Consider the following 15,585-nt stretch of genomic DNA (forward strand, 5'->3'; position numbering starts at 1 on the left):
AACCACACTCGCCTTTGGCGTTGGGATTATTGAACTGGAAGCCCTCGTTGAGGCCCTCCTTGACGAAATCCAGCTCGGTGCCATCCAGATGGATCAGGCTCTTGGCATCAACAATAATCTTGACGCCCTGCTGCTCGAACACCTGATCTTCATCGGTCAGTTCATCAACGAACTCAAGCACGTAGGCCAGACCGGAGCAGCCGGTGGTTTTGACGCCGAGGCGCAGGCCAATGCCCTTGCCCCGGTTAGCCAGAAAAGAGGAAACCCGTGCCGCAGCGGCATCTGTCATGGTAATAGCCATACTGCTCTCCGGCGCTTAGAGACCTTTCTTCTGCTTGTAATCGGCGATGGCTGCCTTGATGGCGTCCTCAGCCAGAATGGAGCAGTGGATCTTCACCGGTGGCAGGGCCAGCTCTTCAGCGATATCGGTGTTCTTGATGCCAGCCGCTTCGTCCAAGGTCTTGCCCTTGACCCATTCGGTCACCAGGGAGCTGGAGGCGATGGCAGAACCGCAGCCGTAGGTCTTGAACTTGGCATCTTCGATGATGCCTTCATCGCTGATTTTCAGTTGTAGCTTCATCACGTCGCCACAGGCGGGCGCTCCGACCATGCCGGTCGCGATGCTGGGATCATTCTTGTCGAAACCACCAACGTTGCGAGGATTCTCGTAGTGGTCGATTACTTTTTCACTGTAAGCCATTTCTCACTCCTGCTAATTCTGTTGTGCACTGCTCCAGTGGATCAGTGATGAGCCCATTCGACCGTGTTCAGATCGATGCCGTCTTTGTACATCTCCCACAGGGGGGACATCTCACGCAGACGACCGATGGAGTCACAAATAAGCTTGACCGCGTAGTCGATCTCTTCTTCGGTGGTAAAGCGACCCATACTGAAACGGATGGAGCTGTGTGCCAGCTCGTCGTTCAAGCCAAGCGCACGCAGCACATAGGAAGGTTCCAGGCTGGCAGAGGTACAAGCCGAACCGGACGAGACAGCCAGATCCTTCAGCGCCATGATGAGGGATTCCCCTTCCACATAGGCAAAGCTGACATTCAGATTGCCCGGCACACGATGCTCCAGATCGCCATTGATGTAGACAGCTTCAATATCCTTAATGCCATTCCACAGACGCTGACGCAGTGCCAAGATACGCTCGCCTTCACTCACCATCTCTTCTTTGGCGATGCGGAAAGCTTCACCCATACCGACAATCTGGTGGGTCGGCAGAGTACCGGAACGCATGCCACGCTCGTGACCGCCACCGTGCATCTGGGCTTCCAGACGAACGCGGGGTTTGCGGCGCACAAACAGCGCACCGATCCCTTTCGGACCATACACCTTGTGCGCAGAGACGGAGAGCAGGTCCACTTTCAGTGCTTCCACATCTACCGGGATCTTGCCCACACTCTGAACGGCGTCCACGTGCAGCAAAATCTTGCGGGAGCGGCACAGTTCACCAATAGCAGCGATGTCTTGTACCACACCGATCTCGTTATTCACATGCATGATGCTGACCAGGGTGGTGTCGTCACGCATAGCGTTCTCGATCATCTCGACGGTGAACAAGCCGTTGGGCATCGGCTCAAGATAGGTCACCTCGAATCCTTCACGCTCCAGCTGGCGACAGGTGTCGAGCACCGCCTTGTGTTCAGTTTTGGAGGTGATGATATGCTTGCCCTTGCCAGCATAGAAATGGGCAACACCCTTGATGGCCAGGTTGTTGGACTCGGTAGCACCGGAAGTAAAGACTATTTCGCGCGGGTCGGCACCAATCAACTCTGCCACTTGATTACGGGCCAGATCTACCGCCTCTTCGGCCTGCCAGCCAAAACGGTGAGAACGGGAGGCCGGATTGCCAAACAGGCCATCCATGGTGAGACACTGCATCATTTTTTCTGCGACACGCGGGTCCACCGGACAGGTTGCCGAATAATCAAGGTAAATAGGCAGTTTCATGTTTTTCTCCGTCACAGTCCGGGTCATACAGAATCCCGCTGTGGAAAGCACGTTTATAGTTGGACTTTCAAGCTCACATCGCCGCGTTCTGCCCGTTCAACCAGGGACAACACGGACTTCATTTGTTCATCTTGCTTGCCGGCTATCCGGCGTACATCGGCCTGGCGCACCAGTTCAGCCAAGGTTATCTCGCCAAGAAAACTGGAAATTCGTTCGCTTAGATCTCGCCACAAAGAGTGAGTCAGACATTGGGTGCCGCCATGGCAGCCCCCTTTCCCGAGGCACTTGGTGGCATCGACCGACTCGTCTACTGCGGTGATCACCTGACCCACAGAGATCTCGTCAGGTGCCAGCCCGAGACGATAACCACCACCCGGGCCACGCACACTGCTGACCAAACCATGTTTGCGCAGGCGGGCAAAGAGCTGCTCAAGATAGGACAACGAGATGCCCTGGCGCTCGGAAATATCGGCAAGGGGAACCGGCCCCTGCTCTGCATGCAGTGCCACGTCGAGCATGGCGGTTACAGCGTAACGTCCTTTTGAAGTCAGTCTCATGTGCCTTACCGTCTTGCGAACCAATTCAATGGGGCACATGGTCACATACCCGACCAAATTAGTCAAGTATATAGTTGAGTGATTTAGTCGGATTAATCCGGAATACGGGACTTCTGCACGGAAGTCAAAATGCCCCGCAATATATTCAACTCTGCCGCTTCTGGCCGTGCCCGATTAAACAGGCGGCGCAGCTTGCTCATCACATGACCTGGGTGATCATCGGCGATAAAGCCGGTCTTTAGCAGGGTCTGTTCCAAATGCTGATAAAACCCTTCCAGCTGGGCGGCGCTGGGATAGGTGACCTCATCCTCAGGCTCTGTGGCTAGCCCCTGCAGCCAGCGCATCCGCACCTCGTAACAGAGGGTCTGTACCGCCATCGCCAGATTGAGGGAGCTGTATTCAGGGTTGGCCGGGATTGCCACATGGTAGTGGCATTTCTGCAGCTCATCGTTGGTCAGACCGGTGCGTTCACGGCCAAATACCAACGCGACCGGATGTCGCTCGCCCTCACTAACCAGTTTCTCCCCTGCTTCACGGGGATCGAGCATCGGCCAGCTAAGGGTTCGGGAGCGGGCGCTGGTGCCAATCACCAGACCACAATCGGCGATCGCGTCGTCCAGTGTCGGGACGATATGGGCATTGGCAAGCAGATCGCTGGCACCAGCCGCCAGAGCGAAGGCATTGTCATCCGGTAAGGTTTGCGGATCAACCAGTACCAGTTGGGTCAACCCCATGGTCTTCATGGCACGTGCCGCAGACCCCATGTTGCCGCTATGAGAGGTGTTTACCAAAACAATACGAATCTGATCCAACATGCCCAATCAATCTTCAGTCAAAAAATGGCGCGCAATTGTAACATAAGAGAGCGCTCTGTTGGCAGCGTAAAAGGCAAGCCATTTCAGAACAAAAACCACCGGTTTGTATAACAAAGCAGCATGAGGAGAGTGTGAGGGGAGAACTAAACTTGATAGATATCCGGTAAACGGTACAGGAGACACAACGCTATGCTTCCTCCCTTTATTTATGAGAGATTGCCCAGCCTCTACCTGCTGGCGGCCATCGCCGTCATTATGTTGGGTGAACAACCCCTGCTCTGGTTTGCAGGCGGCCTGCTGTTTATCGCCGGAGCGGTGACCTGGATGATGCGCTCCAGCTACCGGCGTACCGACCTGATTATCTTTCCAAGCAAACGCTGGCTGCAGCCGGAGTGGCTGTATGAAGCGCAGCCCTTTATCTGGCTGGCTGCGGGGCTGGCCATGTCACAGTTGCCCGCCCCTGCGGCACTCGTCGCCTTGGTGCCTTGTGTCTGGGCCTGTCGTTGTCTCTGGGCACGGCACCATTATCGTCACCATGCCCACGGAGTGATAGTTCACTTAAGACGGGATCCCGCCCGGCGCCGTCTGCACCGGAGCCTGCGCTGACTCGGTGCGGGCGCGTTCGATAAAGGTCGCCAGATCCATCAGGGGATACTTCATCAGGCTCGGCAGGCCATCGAGATCCAGACTGTCCATCAGATTTTTCACCTCAAGGCCCAGCTCGGTATCCCCTTCTATCTTCAGCTTGCGCTGGAAGAAGAGCGAATCCGGATCCTCTTTGCGACCGGCGATCAGGATCAGGTCATTGGCGGTCCCGCTGAAGCAGACATCGGCCTTGTCACACTCGCGCGCCACCACCAGCTGACCGTTTTGCTCACTGATAAACCAGCACAGCGCCAGATCAGAGACCTCTACCTTCAGCCACTTGTTTGCCAGAAACGCGAAATCGCCATCTGCGATGGCCTCTTTGAAAACCCGGGCCAGCAAGCTCTCCATCAGCTGCTTTTGCAGATTGAATGGCACCAGCTTGAGGGGATGGCGCAAGAAGCGCGGAGCCTGTTCGACCAGGCGGCGTTGCAGTTGTTGAAACACGATAGACTCCCTTTTTTGCGCATTCAAACACAGGGGGAGTGGCAAGATCCTGTTGGAAATCAAACTTGTGCAAGGTTACCTCAAGAAGGGTAAAGCCACACAAAGCTGCCTCAGGTCAAAATGCGGGAGTGCATGGCTGCATACAATCAGGGCTCGTTTGCCCTTCATATGCACTCTCGGAGCGTACCAATGGAATTACTCTGTCCGGCAGGCAGTTTGCCGGCACTGAAAACCGCCGTGGATAACGGGGCCGATGCCGTTTATATCGGTTTCAAGGATGACACCAATGCCCGCCATTTTGCCGGTCTCAACTTTACCGACAGCAAACTGGAGAAGGCGGTGGATTATGTGCATCAACATGGTCGCAAGCTGCATATTGCCATCAATACCTTTGCCCATCCCGGGGCCGATACTCGATGGAAACAGGCGGTTGATCGCGGGGTGGCCCTCGGCGCCGATGCATTAATCATCGCCGATCTCGCCGTGCTGGAATATGCCAGCCGCCACTACCCCGAGATGGAGCTCCATGTCTCGGTGCAGGCCAGCGCCACCAATGCTGCCGCCATTCGCTTCTATCAGCAGCAATTCAATGTCACACGGGTAGTGCTGCCCCGGGTGCTCTCCATGCATCAGGTCAAGCAACTGGCCCGCGAGACCGATGTTGGCCTCGAGGTGTTCGCCTTTGGCAGCCTCTGCATCATGGCCGAGGGGCGCTGCTATCTCTCCTCCTACATGACTGGCGAGAGCCCCAACACCGTCGGCGCCTGCTCACCGGCCAAATTCGTCCGTTGGGAAGAGACCCCGAATGGCCTCGAGTCACGGCTCAACGAAGTGCTGATCGACCGCTATGGCCCGGGCGAAAATGCCGGTTATCCGACCCTCTGCAAGGGGCGTTTCGACGTGGATGGCCAGACCTACCACGCGCTGGAAGAGCCCACCAGTCTCAACACTCTGGGCCTCTTGCCCGAACTGTTCCAGACCGGGATCCAGTCGGTCAAGATTGAAGGGCGCCAGCGCAGCCCCGCCTATGTGGAGCAGGTGACCCGGGTATGGCGTGCGGCCATCGATGCCTATCAGGCCAATCCCGAGGCCTATCAGGTCAAAGCTGAGTGGGATGCCCAGCTCGCCCGCGTTTCAGAAGGTAGTCAGACTACCCTCGGCGCCTACCATCGTCAGTGGCAATAAGGAGCCCACTCATGCAATTTTCTCTCGGGCCTCTACTCTTCTACTGGCCCAAAGCCGATACCGAAGCCTTTTACCATGCCGCAGCCGACAGCCAGGCCGACATCATCTATCTGGGGGAGACCGTCTGCAGCAAGCGGCGCGAACTCAAAGTGGATGACTGGATTGCGCTGGCCCGTCAGGTGGCCAGTTCCGGCAAACAGGTGGTGCTCTCGACCCTCGCCCTTATCTCCGCCCCTTCCGAACTCAAAGAGGTGAAGCGGTTGGTCGACAATGGCGACCTGATGGTCGAAGCCAACGATCTCGGTACGGTACAACTCGCCTGGGAGGCAGGGATCCCCTTCGTCTGTGGCCCCGCCATCAACGCCTATAACGCCGATGTGCTGCGCATGCTGCTCAAACAGGGGATGAAACGCTGGGTCATGCCGGTGGAGCTCTCCCGTGACTGGCTGATCCAGCTCAATCAGGATCTGGGCCCCCTGCGCGACCAATTTGAGGTGGAGGTGTTTGCCTACGGCCATCTGCCGCTCGCCTACTCGGCGCGCTGCTTCACCGCCCGCTCCCTCGACAAGCCCAAGGACAACTGCGAACTCGCCTGCATCAACTACCCCACCGGACGACTGGCCAACAGCCGTGAGGGGCAACGGGTGTTCAATCTCAACGGGATCCAGACCCAGTCCGGTTACTGCTACAACCTGGGTAACGAGCTGGCTGGCATGGCGGGTCTGGTGGATGTGGTCAGGCTGTCGCCGCAAGGGATGGAGACGCTGGAGACGCTGGCCCGCTTCAAAGCCAATCAGCAGGGCCAGGATCCCCTGCCCCTGCAACAGGGGAGCGACTGCAACGGCTACTGGCGTCAGATCCCCGGCATGAGCCTGGTGGAATAAACCCGCCACTCGCGCAACAAAAAGGCCTCATCGCGAGGCCTTTTTACTGCAGAATGATATGGGTCAGGAGGGTTGATCGCTCTTACCACGAGCGCTCTGGGCACCCAGTGGCAGGGGTTTGCGTGCCATCAGCTCCAACTCCAGCAGCGCATAGCGATGCTCGATAAAGTCATAGACGTTGTTGGAGAGGGCCAGCTTGAAGTAGCTGATGGCCTCCTTGCGGTTGCCTTTGCCCAACTCGAACTTGCCCAGATAGAAGTAAGTTTCACACAGGCGCTCGGCAAGCTCCCGGTTATCCCTCACCCCGTTGACGACCTTGCCCATCAGCTGGGACGAGGTTAGCTCACCGGTATAGAGACGGACCAGATCCCAGTTCCAGGCATCATCATCATACTTGCCCAAACGCTGGCGCATCCGGCTCATGGCTGCCGACGGGTCGAGTTTCTGCTCGGCCAGATAAAGCCAGATCACCCGATAGGGGTCTTCCGGCTGCGCCTCGTAGAAACGCTTCATATCGGCCGCTGCCAGCTCGGGACGGTTGCCGTAATAGAGTGCGATGCCACGGTTGAGATAGGCATAGTCATAGTCCGGCGCCAATTCGAGGGCGGAATCAAACGCCTCGTAGGCTTCGTCGTAATTTTGCTGCTGCACCAGATAGACACCGATGAAGTTATAGGCTTCAGCGAAATCCGGCTTCTCCCGCAGGGCACGGTTGAAATCGAGCCGCGCGAGGGAGCGCAGGCCTACCCGATCAAACACCACGGCTCGCTCATAGAACAACTCAGCCCGTTGCTCGGTGGTCAGTTCCATTTCACTGAGCATTTGCCCGAGGCGCGCCAACGCCAGCTCGCTTTGGTAGGAGACCTGCAGGGGGGTCGCCAACACCAGTGAAGCAGGCTGCGGTTTGGGAACTTTAGGGGTGTTAACCTGACTGCTACTGCTGCAACCCCATATGGGAAGCAACAACAGGATACCGAGGAGGTATCCAATCCCTTTCCTGACGTTCAATGAACACTCCGACGACGCTTACGCTTGACCCGCATATGGTAAAGGTCAACCGCGACTTTGTCATGTGGCTGAGCCCCTCTGGCTCAAATAAATCAGGATTCGACGGGATATCCGGCCTCACACCAGGCGCGAAAACCACCATCCACACTGATCACCTTGTGATAGCCCATCTGTTGCAGGTTGTCCGCCGCCAAAATGGAGCGAAAGCCACCGCCACAATAGAGGTAGAGCTCGGTCTCGGGATCTGGGAACAGGGTCTCGATATCCCGCTCGATTACGCCACGGCCAAGATAACGGGCGCCGGGCAGATGGCCTTTGGCCCACTCGCTCTCTTCCCGCACATCGATCAGGTGAAACGAGTGCCCTTGCTCCTGCCAGCGTTTGATCTGGTGTATATCTGTCTCTTCAATGCGGGGACGAATAGCGTCGACCAATGCCAGAAAGCGGGGGTTATGTTGCATCGCGTTCTCCTTGTTTTTAGCCATGAACAATGACTGAAGATGATGGTTATCATGCATCGAAACCATAAAAAAGGGCGCCCTGAGGCGCCCATCTTCATTACGGCAGGATTTCCTGTTGATCCGCGCCCTCTTTCTCCACCTGGGTCGGCAGCATGTGCTCACGCTTGACCCCGAGGAACATGGCAAAGGCACTCGCCACATAGATGGAGGAGTAGGTACCGAACGCCACACCGATCACCATGGCCACAGCGAAGCCGTGGATCAGTGCCCCGCCCTTGAGCAGCAAAGCCAGCACCACCACGAAGGTCAGACCCGAGGTAATGATGGTTCGGCTCAGGGTCTCGGTCATGGAGAGATCCAGGATGTAATCGGTATCGCCCTTGCGCACCTTGCGAAAGTTCTCTCGCAAGCGGTCGAACACCACAATGGTGTCGTTGAGGGAGTAGCCCACCAGGGTCATCAAGGCTGCCAGCACCGTCAGGTCGAACTCGTACTGGAAGTAGGCAAACACACCTAGCGTGATCACCACGTCGTGCACCAGAGAGAGAATGCCCCCCACCGCCAGACGCCACTCAAAGCGTACCGCTACGTAGATCATGATGCAGAGGATGGAGGCCAGCATGGCCAAGGCACCATCGGTGGCCAGTTCATCCCCTACTGAAGGACCAACGAACTCAACACGCTTGAGCACGGCAGCCGGGTCGATAAGCTGAGCTGCAGCCAGCACCTCGTTACCCTGCTGTTCAACCTTGATCCCCTCTTGCGGGGTCAGGCGGACCAGCACATCACGACTGGAGCCAAAGTGTTGCAAGGTCGCCCCGTCAATCTTCTGGTTGTCCAGCACCTCGTGCATCTTATCCAGGCTCACCGACTCGCTGAATCCCACCTCGATGGTGGTACCACCGGTAAAGTCCAATCCCCAGTTCAGACCCCGATCAAACAGGAAGAACAGGGCGATCACCATCAGCAGGGAAGAGAAAACCACACCCGGCTTGGCATAGCGCATAAAGGGGATGGGTTTTTCAAAATGCAAAATCTGAAACATCGTCTCTATCCTCAGATGGGCAGCTTATCGATACGCCGTCCACCCCAGCCCAGATTGATAATGGCGCGGGATACCGTGATGGCAGTAAACATGGAAGCAGTCAGACCGATGCCCAGGGTCAGGGCGAAGCCCTTGATGGGGCCGGTGCCGATACCGAACAGGATCACACAGGTGATAAGCGAGGTCACGTTGGAGTCAGCGATGGTCGAAAAGGCACGATCAAAACCTTGATGGATGGCCTGTTGAACACCACGCCCATTGCGCAGCTCTTCACGTATCCGCTCGAAGATCAGCACGTTAGCATCCACCGCCATGCCCAGTGTCAGCACGATACCGGCAATGCCGGGCAGGGTCATGGTCGCGCCGGGGATCATCGACATGATGCCGACAATCAGCACCAGGTTGAACACCAGTGCCAGGTTGGCAACCCAGCCAAAGACACGATAGTAGATCCCCATGAACAGCACGATCACCAACATGGCCCAGCCGATGGCTTCCATCCCGTTGTCGATGTTCTGCTGGCCCAGGCTCGGACCAATGGTACGCTCTTCGACGATCTGGATCGGAGCAATCAGAGCACCGGCACGCAGCAGCAGCGCCAGGTTGTGGGCTTCATTGGCATTGTCGATGCCGGTGATGCGGAACTGACTACCAAGGCGAGACTGGATGGTGGCGACGTTGATCACCTCCTCCTGCTTACGGAACTTGCGCTTGCCATCAGGCCCTGGTTGACCGACCGGCTTGTATTCGATGAACACGGTGGCCATCCCTTTACCAACGTTGTCCTTGGTAAAGTTGGACATCTTGTTGCCACCCTGGCCATCCAGCTTGATGTTGACCTGGGGGCGGCTGTACTCATCAAAACCGGACTGAGCACCCACGATGTGGTCACCAGTCAGGATCACTCGCTTTTCCAGTACGACCGGACGCCCGTTGCGGTCGGTGTAAACCTTGGAGCTGGGAGGAACACGGCCATCTGCAGCAGCCTGGATATCGGCGGCCTCATCCACCATGTGGAACTCCAGGGTCGCTGTGGCCCCCAGGATCTCCTTGGCGCGGGCAGTGTCCTGGATACCGGGCAACTGGACTACGATGCGCTCGGCACCCTGTTGCTGTACCAGTGGCTCGGCCACACCCAGCTCATTGACGCGATTACGGATGATGGTGATGTTCTGCTCGAGGGCATACTTTCTCACTTCCTTGATCTTGGCATCACTGAGCGCAGCCTTGAGGATAAACTCATCCCCTTTCTGTTCGCTGGTGAAGGTCAGATCCGGGTTGAGGCGGCGCAGATGAGAGAGGGCTCGTTCCTGATCCCCTTCGTCACGAAACACCACCTGTACCTGATCTCCTGCCCGACGCACCCCGGAATAGCGGATTTTCTGGGTACGCAGTTCAGAACGGAAATCCTGCACCATCTGCTCTTGCTGCTTGGTCAAGGCTTCGGCCATGTCCACTTCCATCAGGAAGTGCACACCACCGCGCAGATCGAGACCCAGCTTGAGGGGCGCCGCACCGATGGCTTCGAGCCAGGCGGGAGTAGAAGGTGCCAGGTTGAGTGCGGTAATGAAGTTATCGCCCAGCTTGCTGGCAACGAGATCACGCGCCTTGAGCTGGTCTTCGGTGTTCATGAAACGGACCAGGATAAAACCGTGCTCGAATGCAGCATGTTTAACCGGGATCTTGGCCGTTTCAAGGGTCTCTTTCACCAGATCAAGGGTATCTAGCTTGACTTCGGCACCACGGCTGGCAGAAACCTGCAGAGCCGGGTCTTCACCGTAAAGATTGGGGGCTGCATATAGAAAACCGATGGCGATCACGAAGATCACCATCAGGTATTTCCACAGCGGATAGCGATTTAACACGCTGTGCTCCTTGGGAGATTAAAGGGACTGGATAGAACCCTTGGGCAGAACGGCAGAAACGAAGTCTTTTTTGATGGTGACTTGAGTCTGGTCGTTCAGGGCGATCACCAGATAATCGCTGTCTGCAGCCACTTTGGCGATCTTGCCAACCAGGCCACCGGAAGTGAGCACTTCATCGCCCTTGGACAAGGAGCTCATCAGATTACGATGGTCCTTGGCACGCTTGGCCTGGGGACGATAGATCATGAAGTAGAAGATCAGGCCAAATACGGCCAGCATGATGATCATTTCCATGCCACCACCCTGTGCACCCGGTGCTGCGCCTTCTGCATATGCCTTGGAGATAATGCTCATTTAACAACCTCTTATTGATGTAGATTTGAAAAACAAAATTATATGTTGTTGTTATTTAACGTCATTTTCAGCTAACGGAGGCACAGGCTTCCCTTGCCGACGGTAAAACTCTGTTACAAAGTCGTCTAATTTACCCTGCTCGATCGCGTCCCGCAAACCTTGCATCACCCGCTGGTAATAACGCAGGTTATGAATCGTATTCAGACGAGCACCGAGGATCTCATTGCACTTGTCCAGATGATATAGATAGCTGCGGGTGTAGTTCTTGCAGGTATAGCAATCGCAGTCAGCATCCAGAGTACTGGTATCGCTGCGATACTTGGCGTTGCGGATCTTCACGACACCATCGGTGGTGAACAGGTGGCCGTTGCGGGCGTTGCGAGTCGGCATCACGCAGTCGAACATGTCGATCCCACGACGCACCCCTTCCACCAGATCTTCCGGCTTGCCAACACCCATCAGGTAGCGCGGCTTGTCAGCCGGAATTTTCGGGCAGACGTGCTCAAGGATACGGTGCATGTCCTCTTTGGGCTCGCCCACTGCCAGACCACCCACAGCATAACCATCAAAGCCGATCTCCAGCAGCCCCTTAAGGGAGACATCCCGCAGATCTTCGTAGACCGATCCCTGAATGATGCCGAACAGGGCATTCTTGTTGCCCAGCGCGTCAAACTTGTCGCGGGAACGCTTGCCCCAGCGCAGGGACATCTCCATCGACTTGCGCGCTTCTTCGTAAGTGGCCGGATACGGGGTGCACTCATCGAAAATCATCACGATATCGGAGCCCAGATCGTACTGGATCTCCATGGACTTCTCGGGGTCGAGGAAGATCTTCTCGCCATTGATGGGGTGACGAAAGTGGACACCCGCTTCGGTGATCTTGCGAATATGCCCCAGGCTGAACACCTGGAAACCACCGGAGTCGGTCAGGATCGGGCCCTGCCAGTTCATGAAATCATGCAGATCGCCGTGGGCACGCATCACTTCCTGACCCGGCCGCAGCCAGAGGTGGAAGGTGTTGCCCAGCAGGATCTGGGCACCGGTCTCGCGCACTTCTTCAGGGGTCATCCCCTTGACGGTGCCATAGGTACCAACCGGCATAAAAGCCGGCGTCTGGACAGTACCACGTTCGAACACCAGTTGACCGCGACGGGCACGGCCATCGGTGGTTTTCAATTCAAATTTCATTGCTACCTCGGCTGCGTCAGAGAAACAGTCTGACAATAGGGGGGCCGCTCACGGCCCGGTAAATAAGCTGAAACTTATGTTTCAACCTGGCGACGGGTGACGAACATAGCATCCCCGTAGCTGAAGAAACGGTACTGCCCGGCCACGGCTGCCTGATAGGCTGCCATCACGTGGTCATAACCGGCGAAGGCACTGACCAGCATGATCAGGGTCGACTCCGGTAGATGGAAGTTAGTGATCATGGCATCGACAATCTGGAACTGGTAGCCAGGGAAGATGAAGATATCGGTATCACTAAAAAAGGGTGCCAGCGGTTTGCCCTGCGCCAGGGTCACCTTGGCCGCACTCTCGAGGGAACGGACCGAGGTGGTGCCCACCGCAATCACCCGACCACCACGGGCGCGGGTCGCCGCAATAGCATCTACCACCTCTTGTGGCACTTCCGCATACTCGGAATGCATGTGGTGATCTTCGATATTGTCCACCCGTACCGGCTGGAAGGTCCCCGCCCCGACATGCAGGGTGACGAACGCTGTTTCAACCCCTTTGGCGCGAATTTTCTCAAGCAGCGGTTCATCAAAGTGCAGGCCGGCAGTCGGCGCAGCGACAGCCCCCGGCTTCTGGTTGTAGACAGTCTGATAGCGCTCCTTGTCGGCATCCTCGTCGGGCCGATCGATATAAGGAGGCAGCGGCATGTGACCGATGGCCTCCAGAATCTCCAGCACCGGGCGCGGGTCAAGGAAGTGGATCTCGAACAGGGCATCGTGACGGGCACGCATCTCGGCCTCCACGCCACCATCCATGATCATCCTGGTTCCGGGCTTGGGCGCCTTGGAGGCTCGGACATGGGCCAGTACGCTGTGCTCGTCCAGCATGCGCTCGACCAGAACCTCCAGCTTGCCGCCGCTGGCCTTCTGGCCAAACATGCGGGCCGGAATCACACGGGTGTTGTTGAATACCAGCAGGTCACCCGGATTGAGCTGGTCCAGCACATCCACAAATTGACCGTGGCGCAGGGCGCCAGTTTGACCATCGAGCTGCAACAGGCGGCTGGCGGTACGCTCTGCCATCGGATAGCGGGCAATCAGCTCGTCTGGCAGATCAAAATGAAAATCGGATACTTGCATCTTTCACCTCGGAGGGAATCGGCGGCTAGTCTAGTTATCCCCATCTTCCAAGGCAACCCAAAAGACCAAAAACCCAAGAGAGACAAGGGGTAGCGAGCAATATTGAGACACACCTCCGGTTAATTATTCTTTAATGATTTGTATTGACCCTGATCATGTTTTGCCCGTTGGGGCTGGGCTAGGGTGAAAGCAGATACATAAGGAGGCCCACCATGATGACCCTATCTGAAATCATGACCGAACATCCCTTCACTCTGGGTCCGTCAAACAGTGTCAAACAGGCGATGGATCTGATGCAGCAAGAGCGGATCCGCCACATTCCCATTGTTGACGAGCAGCACCAGCTGCTGGGGCTGGTGACCCTCACCGATATCCTGGCTACCCGGGAATCCAAGCTGCTGCTCATCAGCCCGGAGCGGGAAGCCGAATTTACCGACAGCGTGCAACTCGACGAGATCATGACACGGCAAGTGGCGAGCGTAGACCCTCACGCCGGCATCAAGGAGGCAGCACTCTACCTGCAGCGCCACAGATATGGCTGCCTGCCGGTACTCAAAGGACGCAAGTTGATCGGCATTGTCACCGAATCGGACTTCATTGCCGTGGCCATCAACCTGCTGGAATTGATGGAGGAGCAGGAACCACCTACCGATTTTTGACGGGTTAAACTGTAATTAAATTACAATAAAAGCGTTTTCAGCCGTTAAAACAGGCTTAAATCATGAAACACTTTCATTTTGATTGAAAAATTACAACAAACACTTGCCTTGTGATCTGCGTCACACTATTATCCCTCCCATGCAATAGTTGCCGAGGGGGAGATGAGGGATTGTGCACCCATTATCTGCCTCTCATATGTCTGCAAGTTTGCACACCCCGTAGTTAGTCTTTGCTGTAAAGCATTTGTTTATATAGCCATTCCTTGTTTGATGACCCGGCCCTGTCGTTGCGATAGCGCCGGGATTTTTTTATCTGCGCTTTTTGGCTTCCCCCTTGCCAACAGATCCCCATCACTGCGACCAGTTCCCTCAAGCTCCTGCGCCACACTCCCCTGCACCACACTTTGCTCCACCGTGTCTCTTAATCGCGGCTTTGCACACCTCTTCTGATGCCTTGAAAAGGGGATGTAGCGCACAGATATTGAACCACGACAAGGAGTTATCTCTGTATGCCAGAGATATTCATGTAATGTACAGCCATAGTGACTTATCTAATAAGTAGATTTAAGCGATTCAAAATTGCGGCTTTTATCGATTAGCGGAAGCCCCTATGATGAATCCATCGACAGTTAAGCGCCTCGTCTGGCAAGACTCTTCAACACCAGACCGGCATATGTACATCACCAAGGAGCAATTACATGTCTACCTACATCAACACTGAAATCAAGCCGTTCAATGCTACCGCCTACCACAATGGTAAATTCGTTCAGGTGTCTGACGCTGACCTCAAAGGCAAGTGGTCCGTGGTCTTCTTCTACCCTGCTGACTTCACCTTCGTCTGCCCGACCGAGCTGGGCGACCTGGCTGACAACTACGCCGAATTCCAGAAGCTGGGCGTCGAGATCTACGCTGTCTCCACCGACACCCACTTCACTCACAAAGCCTGGCACGACACCTCTGACACCATTCAGAAGATCCAGTACCCGATGATCGGCGACCCGACCGGTACCATCACCCGCAACTTCGGCGTGATGATCGAAGAAGCCGGTCTGGCTGACCGCGGTACCTTCGTGATTGACCCGCAGGGCATCATCCAGATCGTCGAGATCAACGCTGGCGGCATCGGCCGTGACGCACTGGAACTGCTGCGCAAAGTCAAAGCGGCCCAGTACGTTGCCGCTCACCCGGGTGAAGTGTGCCCGGCCAAGTGGAAAGAAGGCGACGCCACTCTGGCCCCGTCCCTGGATCTGGTAGGCAAGATCTAAGCCTCCTGCTTCCAAGACCGGCCCGCTTCAGGGCCGGTCTGCTTTCCGGCCCGGTTAAAGGCACCGGTCTGCTTTCCGGCCCGGTTAAAGGCGCCGGTCTGCTTTCCGGCCTTGCCAAATAGAC

Annotated in this window: 18 protein-coding genes; 5 read left to right on the top strand and 13 right to left on the bottom strand. The window is 56.2% G+C overall.

Features of this window, described 5'->3' with window-relative positions:
• From iscA to trmJ, 5 genes are all read right to left on the bottom strand, one after another.
• Window positions 1-301, bottom strand: a 301-nt coding sequence (gene iscA, locus BN1117_RS02460) for an iron-sulfur cluster assembly protein IscA (protein WP_040094673.1), incomplete at its 3' end; no start/stop codon positions are given.
• A 15-nt stretch (window positions 302-316) separates the two neighbouring features.
• Window positions 317-700: a Fe-S cluster assembly scaffold IscU gene (gene iscU, locus BN1117_RS02465; RefSeq protein WP_040094674.1), complete on the bottom strand. Its 384-nt coding sequence runs from the start codon at window positions 698-700 to the stop codon at window positions 317-319.
• A gap of 41 nt (window positions 701-741) precedes the next feature.
• The gene (locus BN1117_RS02470) at window positions 742-1,956 is read right to left on the bottom strand and encodes an IscS subfamily cysteine desulfurase (RefSeq protein WP_040094675.1); all 1,215 of its coding nucleotides are present in this window, start codon (window positions 1,954-1,956) and stop codon (window positions 742-744) included.
• A 53-nt stretch (window positions 1,957-2,009) separates the two neighbouring features.
• Window positions 2,010-2,513 carry a Fe-S cluster assembly transcriptional regulator IscR gene (gene iscR / locus BN1117_RS02475; RefSeq protein ID WP_040094676.1) on the bottom strand — a complete coding sequence of 168 codons (504 nt, stop codon included), beginning with the start codon at window positions 2,511-2,513 and terminating at the stop codon, window positions 2,010-2,012.
• Window positions 2,514-2,605: 92 nt separating this feature from the next.
• On the bottom strand, window positions 2,606-3,328 hold the full coding sequence (gene trmJ / locus BN1117_RS02480; protein WP_040094677.1) for a tRNA (cytosine(32)/uridine(32)-2'-O)-methyltransferase TrmJ: 723 nt from the start codon (window positions 3,326-3,328) through the stop codon (window positions 2,606-2,608).
• 189 nt (window positions 3,329-3,517) lie between these two features.
• Here trmJ and BN1117_RS02485 point away from each other — a divergent pair, with 189 nt between their 5' ends.
• On the top strand, window positions 3,518-3,934 hold the full coding sequence (locus tag BN1117_RS02485) for a hypothetical protein (RefSeq protein WP_040094679.1): 417 nt from the start codon (window positions 3,518-3,520) through the stop codon (window positions 3,932-3,934).
• Here the strand turns inward: BN1117_RS02485 and ubiT are convergent.
• A complete protein-coding gene (ubiT, locus tag BN1117_RS02490) occupies window positions 3,887-4,420 on the bottom strand; it encodes a ubiquinone anaerobic biosynthesis accessory factor UbiT (protein ID WP_040094681.1) in 534 nt (177 codons plus the stop codon). The two genes, BN1117_RS02485 and ubiT, sit on opposite strands and share 48 nt — an antisense overlap.
• Before the next feature lie 189 nt (window positions 4,421-4,609).
• Here ubiT and ubiU point away from each other — a divergent pair, with 189 nt between their 5' ends.
• On the top strand, window positions 4,610-5,605 hold the full coding sequence (gene ubiU / locus BN1117_RS02495; RefSeq protein WP_040094683.1) for a ubiquinone anaerobic biosynthesis protein UbiU: 996 nt from the start codon (window positions 4,610-4,612) through the stop codon (window positions 5,603-5,605).
• An 11-nt stretch (window positions 5,606-5,616) separates the two neighbouring features.
• Window positions 5,617-6,489: a U32 family peptidase gene (locus BN1117_RS02500; RefSeq protein ID WP_040094685.1), complete on the top strand. Its 873-nt coding sequence runs from the start codon at window positions 5,617-5,619 to the stop codon at window positions 6,487-6,489.
• A 63-nt stretch (window positions 6,490-6,552) separates the two neighbouring features.
• On the opposite strand, the gene nlpI is transcribed toward BN1117_RS02500, so the two are convergent.
• From nlpI to queA, 7 genes are all read right to left on the bottom strand, one after another.
• A complete protein-coding gene (gene nlpI / locus BN1117_RS02505; protein WP_280135994.1) occupies window positions 6,553-7,497 on the bottom strand; it encodes a lipoprotein NlpI in 945 nt (314 codons plus the stop codon).
• Window positions 7,498-7,589: 92 nt separating this feature from the next.
• Window positions 7,590-7,958, bottom strand: coding sequence for a rhodanese-like domain-containing protein (locus BN1117_RS02510; protein ID WP_040094687.1), 369 nt, complete (start codon window positions 7,956-7,958; stop codon window positions 7,590-7,592).
• 97 nt (window positions 7,959-8,055) lie between these two features.
• Entirely contained in the window at window positions 8,056-9,003 is a 948-nt protein-coding gene (gene secF / locus BN1117_RS02515; protein ID WP_040094689.1) for a protein translocase subunit SecF, read from the bottom strand.
• A gap of 11 nt (window positions 9,004-9,014) precedes the next feature.
• Complete coding sequence (gene secD / locus BN1117_RS02520) at window positions 9,015-10,868, bottom strand: protein translocase subunit SecD (protein WP_040094691.1); 1,854 nt, start codon at window positions 10,866-10,868, stop codon at window positions 9,015-9,017.
• 18 nt (window positions 10,869-10,886) lie between these two features.
• The gene (gene yajC, locus BN1117_RS02525; protein ID WP_005337327.1) at window positions 10,887-11,222 is read right to left on the bottom strand and encodes a preprotein translocase subunit YajC; all 336 of its coding nucleotides are present in this window, start codon (window positions 11,220-11,222) and stop codon (window positions 10,887-10,889) included.
• Window positions 11,223-11,273: 51 nt separating this feature from the next.
• Complete coding sequence (gene tgt, locus BN1117_RS02530) at window positions 11,274-12,410, bottom strand: tRNA guanosine(34) transglycosylase Tgt (protein WP_040094693.1); 1,137 nt, start codon at window positions 12,408-12,410, stop codon at window positions 11,274-11,276.
• A 74-nt stretch (window positions 12,411-12,484) separates the two neighbouring features.
• Window positions 12,485-13,537: a tRNA preQ1(34) S-adenosylmethionine ribosyltransferase-isomerase QueA gene (queA, locus tag BN1117_RS02535; protein ID WP_040094694.1), complete on the bottom strand. Its 1,053-nt coding sequence runs from the start codon at window positions 13,535-13,537 to the stop codon at window positions 12,485-12,487.
• Between the two features lie 212 nt (window positions 13,538-13,749).
• On the opposite strand from queA, the gene BN1117_RS02540 reads away from it, so the two are divergent.
• Together BN1117_RS02540 and ahpC are read left to right on the top strand one after the other, a co-directional pair.
• The gene (locus tag BN1117_RS02540; RefSeq protein ID WP_040094695.1) at window positions 13,750-14,196 is read left to right on the top strand and encodes a CBS domain-containing protein; all 447 of its coding nucleotides are present in this window, start codon (window positions 13,750-13,752) and stop codon (window positions 14,194-14,196) included.
• Window positions 14,197-14,894: 698 nt separating this feature from the next.
• Window positions 14,895-15,461 (top strand): alkyl hydroperoxide reductase subunit C, encoded by a 567-nt coding sequence (gene ahpC / locus BN1117_RS02545; protein ID WP_005299724.1) that lies wholly within the window; start codon window positions 14,895-14,897, stop codon window positions 15,459-15,461.
• Window positions 15,462-15,585 lie beyond the last annotated feature (124 nt).

The sequence above is a fragment of the Aeromonas australiensis genome (genome assembly GCF_000819725.1).
In the GTDB taxonomy this organism is placed as follows: domain Bacteria; phylum Pseudomonadota; class Gammaproteobacteria; order Enterobacterales; family Aeromonadaceae; genus Aeromonas; species Aeromonas australiensis.

Bases quoted from the DNA above. Each gene is read 5' to 3' on its own strand.
- BN1117_RS02470 (WP_040094675.1), bottom strand. From the start codon at position 1,956: ATGAAACTGCCTATTTACCTTGATTATTCGGCAACCTGTCCGGTGGAC.
- secF (WP_040094689.1), bottom strand. From the start codon at position 9,003: ATGTTTCAGATTTTGCATTTTGAAAAACCCATCCCCTTTATGCGCTAT.
- BN1117_RS02510 (WP_040094687.1), bottom strand. From the start codon at position 7,958: ATGCAACATAACCCCCGCTTTCTGGCATTGGTCGACGCTATTCGTCCC.
- BN1117_RS02540 (WP_040094695.1), top strand. From the start codon at position 13,750: ATGATGACCCTATCTGAAATCATGACCGAACATCCCTTCACTCTGGGT.
- trmJ (WP_040094677.1), bottom strand. From the start codon at position 3,328: ATGTTGGATCAGATTCGTATTGTTTTGGTAAACACCTCTCATAGCGGC.
- iscR (WP_040094676.1), bottom strand. From the start codon at position 2,513: ATGAGACTGACTTCAAAAGGACGTTACGCTGTAACCGCCATGCTCGAC.
- queA (WP_040094694.1), bottom strand. From the start codon at position 13,537: ATGCAAGTATCCGATTTTCATTTTGATCTGCCAGACGAGCTGATTGCC.
- BN1117_RS02485 (WP_040094679.1), top strand. From the start codon at position 3,518: ATGCTTCCTCCCTTTATTTATGAGAGATTGCCCAGCCTCTACCTGCTG.
- yajC (WP_005337327.1), bottom strand. From the start codon at position 11,222: ATGAGCATTATCTCCAAGGCATATGCAGAAGGCGCAGCACCGGGTGCA.
- BN1117_RS02500 (WP_040094685.1), top strand. From the start codon at position 5,617: ATGCAATTTTCTCTCGGGCCTCTACTCTTCTACTGGCCCAAAGCCGAT.
- ahpC (WP_005299724.1), top strand. From the start codon at position 14,895: ATGTCTACCTACATCAACACTGAAATCAAGCCGTTCAATGCTACCGCC.
- iscU (WP_040094674.1), bottom strand. From the start codon at position 700: ATGGCTTACAGTGAAAAAGTAATCGACCACTACGAGAATCCTCGCAAC.
- ubiU (WP_040094683.1), top strand. From the start codon at position 4,610: ATGGAATTACTCTGTCCGGCAGGCAGTTTGCCGGCACTGAAAACCGCC.
- tgt (WP_040094693.1), bottom strand. From the start codon at position 12,410: ATGAAATTTGAATTGAAAACCACCGATGGCCGTGCCCGTCGCGGTCAA.